General features: G+C 74.0%; 4 protein-coding genes. All 4 read left to right on the top strand.

Going from position 1 to position 4,808, the window contains the following annotated elements; genetic code table 11:
* Positions 1-134 precede the first annotated feature (134 nt).
* Genes HV824_RS34840 through HV824_RS34855 form a run of 4 tightly spaced genes read left to right on the top strand, consistent with a single transcriptional unit; the run spans position 135 to position 4,727 of the window.
* Positions 135-1,247 carry an AAA family ATPase gene (locus HV824_RS34840; protein WP_255208588.1) on the top strand — a complete coding sequence of 371 codons (1,113 nt, stop codon included), beginning with the start codon at positions 135-137 and terminating at the stop codon, positions 1,245-1,247.
* Positions 1,244-1,717 (top strand): hypothetical protein, encoded by a 474-nt coding sequence (locus tag HV824_RS34845; protein WP_176425195.1) that lies wholly within the window; start codon positions 1,244-1,246, stop codon positions 1,715-1,717. The genes HV824_RS34840 and HV824_RS34845 overlap by 4 nt, the downstream gene beginning before the upstream one ends.
* Complete coding sequence (locus HV824_RS34850; RefSeq protein WP_176425196.1) at positions 1,714-3,540, top strand: hypothetical protein; 1,827 nt, start codon at positions 1,714-1,716, stop codon at positions 3,538-3,540. Before HV824_RS34845 ends, HV824_RS34850 begins: the two co-directional genes overlap by 4 nt.
* Positions 3,537-4,727 (top strand): bpX6 domain-containing protein, encoded by a 1,191-nt coding sequence (locus HV824_RS34855; protein ID WP_255208589.1) that lies wholly within the window; start codon positions 3,537-3,539, stop codon positions 4,725-4,727. The genes HV824_RS34850 and HV824_RS34855 overlap by 4 nt, the downstream gene beginning before the upstream one ends.
* Positions 4,728-4,808 lie beyond the last annotated feature (81 nt).

Genomic DNA, 4,808 nt, shown 5'->3' on the forward strand with positions numbered 1-4,808 from the left:
GAGGGCGGGGAGGGGACCTGCATGCGCTTTCAGACGGCAAGTCCGGCGGTTAGGGTGGTGCTCCATGTCCAGCACCTTCGACGCCGCCGCCTCCGCCGTTCGTGACGCGCTCTCCAGTGCGGGCCGGGGCCTGGTTGAACGCGAGGCGATGGTGGAGCTCGTCGCGCTCTCCGCCGTGGCGGGGGGAGCACCTGCTCGTCATCGGTCCGCCGGGCACCGCGAAGAGCGAGGCCGTGCGGCGCACCGCTCGCGTCCTGGGCGGCTCCTACTTCGAGTACCTCCTGGGCCGCTTCACCGAGCCCTCCGAGCTCTTCGGCCCCGTGGACCTGCGCAAGCTGCGTGAGGGCCTCGTCGAGACGGAGACCCAGGGCATGCTGCCCGAGGCCGAGGTCGCCTTCCTCGACGAGGTGTTCCTCGGCTCCACCGCCATCCTGAACACGCTGCTGGGCCTGCTCAACGAGCGCACCTTCCGGCGCGGCCACACCCGCATGCGCTGCCCCCTGCGCGTCTGCGTGGGCGCCGCCAATGCCTTGCCGGAGGACGAGTCGCTGGCCGCCTTCGCGGACCGGTTCCTCGCGCGCATCTTCGTCGAGCCCGTGCCGGACCCGCGGCTGGAGGAGCTGCTCGCGGGCGGCGCTTCGCTGTGGGGGGACGCGGACGCGCACGTCACCTCGCTGGAGTCCCTGGACGTCGTCGCCCAGGCCGCGCGTGAGGCGGACCTCTCCGGGGTGCGCCCCCACCTGGCCCATGCGCTGCGCACGCTGCGCGCCGCGGGCGTGGCCCTGTCCGACCGCCGCGCGGTGAAGGTGCAGAAGCTCATCGCTGCCGCCGCCGCGCTCGCGGGCCGGCGCACGCCGGGGACCGCGGACCTGTGGCCGCTCGTGTATGCCGTGCCGACGAAGGAGGCTCAGGCGCTCGCGCGGGACGTGCTGCGGGACGTGCTCGCCGGGACGGAGAACCCGGCCTTGCCGGCGGCGGCGCTGGAGGCCAGCGCGGGCCCCCTGGCGCGGGCGCGGCGCATCGCCTCCGCGGGGCAGGCGCTGCTGGCGGAGCGGCCCGTGGAGGCCCATGGCGAGGCGCTCGTCGCGTGGCGGCTCAAGCTGGAGGGCGTGGCGCGGGAAATGGACGCGGGCTTCGCTCCCGAGTCGCTTCCAGAGGACTTGAAGGTGCTGCGCGCGGAGGTGGCGGGGGTGCTCGCCTCCGGTGCTTCAGGGCCCGTGTCGTCCGAGACGGAGGTGGCGGTGTGAGCGCCCTGGAGACGCGTGGCGAAGCCGCCGCGCGCCTGCCGGTGCGGTGGCGTTCGCGCGCCGAGCCGCTGGAGCCGCGCGCTGTCGTGGGCGAAGGGCCCGTGGCGGTGGCGCTCGCGCGCCGGGTGCTCGCGGAGGACGACGCACGCCTCGCCACCTGGGAAGGTGTCGCGGGGCCGGGCCTCCTCGTACTCCTCGGGGCCTCGGCGTCGCTGCCGTGGGTCGACGGCGCCGTGTACCTGGGGCGGGATGACGCGGCGCCCTCGCTGTTGCTTCCCTGTGCGCTGGCGCCAGCCGTGGCGGCGCCGCTGCTGGAGCGTGCGCTCGTGGCGCATGCGCGCGGGGGCGGAGCGAAGTTGGCGGTGCTGCCCGCGTCCATGTGCCTTGTCAGCATGGAGGCGGCGCGGTCCGTGTCCCGTGTCACACTTCAGGCCTGGCTGGACACGGCGACGACGGGGCACACGCCGTGAGCGAGCTGCCCCATGCGCTGCGCCCCTGGGCGTCAATCCTCGCGACGTTCCCGTTGGACGTGGCGCTGAACCTGGGCCCACTGGTCGCCCGGTTGTCCGCGGCGCTGGGGCCGCTCCGGGCGCCCTCGGAGCTGATGGGCGGCGAGCCCCACGGGTATGACGGCCTGTCGCGGAGAGGCTCCTTCGACCGGCTGCTGGTGAGTGAGTGGCTGTGGGCCCTGGAGGCCCCCGACGAGCTGGTGCGCCGCGCCGCCTTCGGAGAGCTGTCCTATCTCAAGCCCTCGTTCCGCCAGCCCCGTCGCGCGCGGCGCACGGTGGTGTTGCTCGACGCGGGACCGGACCAGCTCGGCGCTCCGCGCATCGCGCACCTCGCGTTGCTCATCGTCATGGCGCGCAGGGCGGAGGCCGCGGGGACCACGTTCGCGTGGGGTGTGCTTCAGGCAGACCCGAAGCGTGGCGGGTTCACGGAGGTGACGCCCGCCACGCTGGGCGCCTGGTTGAGCGCGCGTGACACCGCGCCGCCCTCGGCTGAGCGGCTCGCGGCCTGGCGCGAAGGACTCGAGCTCGACGGGCGGACGGCGGACGCCTGGCTCGTGGGGGCTGCCCGCCTGTCCCGGATCGAGGGGGCGGAGGCGCTCTCGCGCATCGAGGTCTCCGAAGTCCTGGCGCCCGAGGTGCGCCAACTCGCGGTGGAGGTGCGTCCCGCCGCGCGCGCGCCGCGCTCCGTACTGCTCGACCTGCCGTCGCCGGAGGACAGCGTGCGCCTGTTGAGGGACCCGTTCCGCGCGCGCGTCGCCGCGCCCGTGAGGACCGTCCAGCACGCGCGGGTGTCGGGGTTCTCCTTCTCCTCGGATGGCCGCCGGCTGATGCTCTTCCATGAAGGGGGCGGCGTCGGCGCCATGGCGCTGCCCAACTCCCCTCGCGCCACCCTCGCGCGGCCCCAGCGGATGAATCCTCGGAGTGATGAGACCTTCCTGGGCGCGGGGTGGCGGCGCCAGGGAGGGCTGCTCGTGCTGACGCGGAAGGGGGGCGCCTATGCCTTCCGGGGACGGCTGCAACATCAGGCCAGGAGCCACGGGCGCGGGCCCGCGGCGCTTCCCTGGACGCTGCGCGATACGCAGGCGCACCCACCTGTTCCCGCGCTGGGACAGCCACCCGGCCGGCTGACGACCTATCTTGATGCCTCCCAGCGGGAATGCGTGCTCCTGTCCGGCCTGGACGACACGCTCTATTGCTTCGAGGAGGACTCCGACTCCCGCCTCGTGGACTCCACCCAGGTGGCACGGCGGGTCATCGCCGCCGCGCACGTGAAGGGCGCCAGCATCGTCGTGACGCGTGACGGAGCGGAAGGGGCTGGGAGCGGCGTGCGGCTGGGCATCGTGAGCGCGAAGGAGGTGCGCCAGGTGCCACTGGAGGACTCGAGGGGCGGCACTGTCTGGTTCGGCGCGTCACCTCACCCAGGCCATCCGGATGCTGGGTTGCTCGCGGTGAACAAGAGCCCCGGCGTGTGGCGCTTGCATCACCAGAGCACGGAGCCCTTCGTGACGCTGCGTCCGGGCTTCCGCGCCGTGGGCGTCGGAACCTGTCAGCAGGCGCGAGGGGAGGCCGGGTTGTTGGCGCTCGACCCGGACCTGCGGACCTTCTGGAGCGTGGGGCCGCGGCACCAATCCAAGTTGACGGTGGCGGCCGCCAACGTGGTCCACGCGGAGGCCAGCCATGCGGTGCCCGTGCTCGCGTGGCTGACGGCGGAGGGCGAGCTGGTGCTGTACCACCTGGAGCAAGGCGCGGTGCTGTGTCGTCTCCAGACAGGAGGCGAGGGATGAGCGCGGCGCGTGCAGGGCTGCGGCCCCGGCAGCAGGTGCACCGGGGCACGGTCCGGGCCTTGGCTTTCTGGCTCGACCCGGCCCTGCTCGGTGAGGGGGAGGCGCGCCGCCGGATTCTGGCGGTGTGGGCGCCCGGCCTGTCCGTTCACGCCGTGGCGGGTGGATATCTTGTGGAGTTGTCCGCGCCACGCGCGGTGGCGTGTGAAGCCGCGCCGGGGTTGCCGCTCACGCGTGAGGACGGCGTCCTCTCCTCGGCGCCCCTGTCTCCATCGGAGCGCCGGCACCCGAGCCTCCAGGAAGGCGCGGTGGTGCTGGTGCTCGGCGGACGGGCCCAGGTGTTCTCCGCCGGCGCGATGCCGCGGGTGGAGGTGTCCGCCTGGCTCGATGTATCCGAATGGGAGCTCCGATCCCCGCGAACGCTGGGCGCGCCGCCGCCCCCCGTGCCGGTGCTGGAGCCCGTGCCGCCGCCGTCTCGCGAGCGCTTCGGTCCCGGCGTGCCCGAGCCGTCAGTAGAAGCCCGGGAGCTGCTCGCGCGGATGGAGGGGCGCCGCGCTCCCGCCGCCGCTGAGGCGCGCCGTCCGGGATGGTGGGCGCGGCTGCGTGAGAAGCTCTTCCCCGACGGGACGGCGGCACGTGGCGCCGGTGGTGACGCGCTCGTTCGCCAGGGATGGCTGGCGCGGCTGCTCGCGGAGTTCTCCCCTCAGGGCGCGTCGGCGCGCGGAGGTGGCGAGTCCGGCCGTGGCCGGCCAGGATGGCTGGCGCGGCTCGGAGCGGCGTTCTCTGGGGCTGGGCCTCGCGGGCCGCGGCAGGGGCCCCCTTCGTCAGGATGGGGGGCGCGACTGGCCTCGATGTTCCGGGGGCCTTCGCGTGAAGCGTCACCACCGCCCACGCCCGCGCTCCCACCGGGCCCGAGTCCCTGGAGCAGGCTGTCCGACTGGATGATGAACAACACCCTGCTCGGCGAGTGGGCGCGGCAGCGGAAGGCGGAGTACGTGCGCCGCCTCGTCGACATGTTCGAGGAGGGCAACCTCGACGAGGCCCTGCGGCACGCCATCCCCCTGGGCAAGGAGCTGAGTGAAGACGCGCGCGAGGCCTTGGGCCTGCCGAGCCCGCGTGAGCACTTCACCCTCCAGACGGAGGCGCGGGGGGGCGCGACTGGCCTCGATGTTCCGGGGGCCTTCGCGTGAAGCGTCACCACCGCCCACGCCCGCGCTCCCACCGGGCCCGAGTCCCTGGAGCAGGCTGTCCGACTGGATGATGAACAACAC

This window comes from Myxococcus sp. AM009 (assembly GCF_013372605.1).
GTDB classification, from domain to species: Bacteria; Myxococcota; Myxococcia; order Myxococcales; family Myxococcaceae; genus Myxococcus; species Myxococcus vastator.

What these genes read in the sequence shown, in the direction of transcription:
- HV824_RS34855 (WP_255208589.1), top strand. Translation starts at nt 3,537, where the DNA reads ATGAGCGCGGCGCGTGCAGGGCTGCGGCCCCGGCAGCAGGTGCACCGG.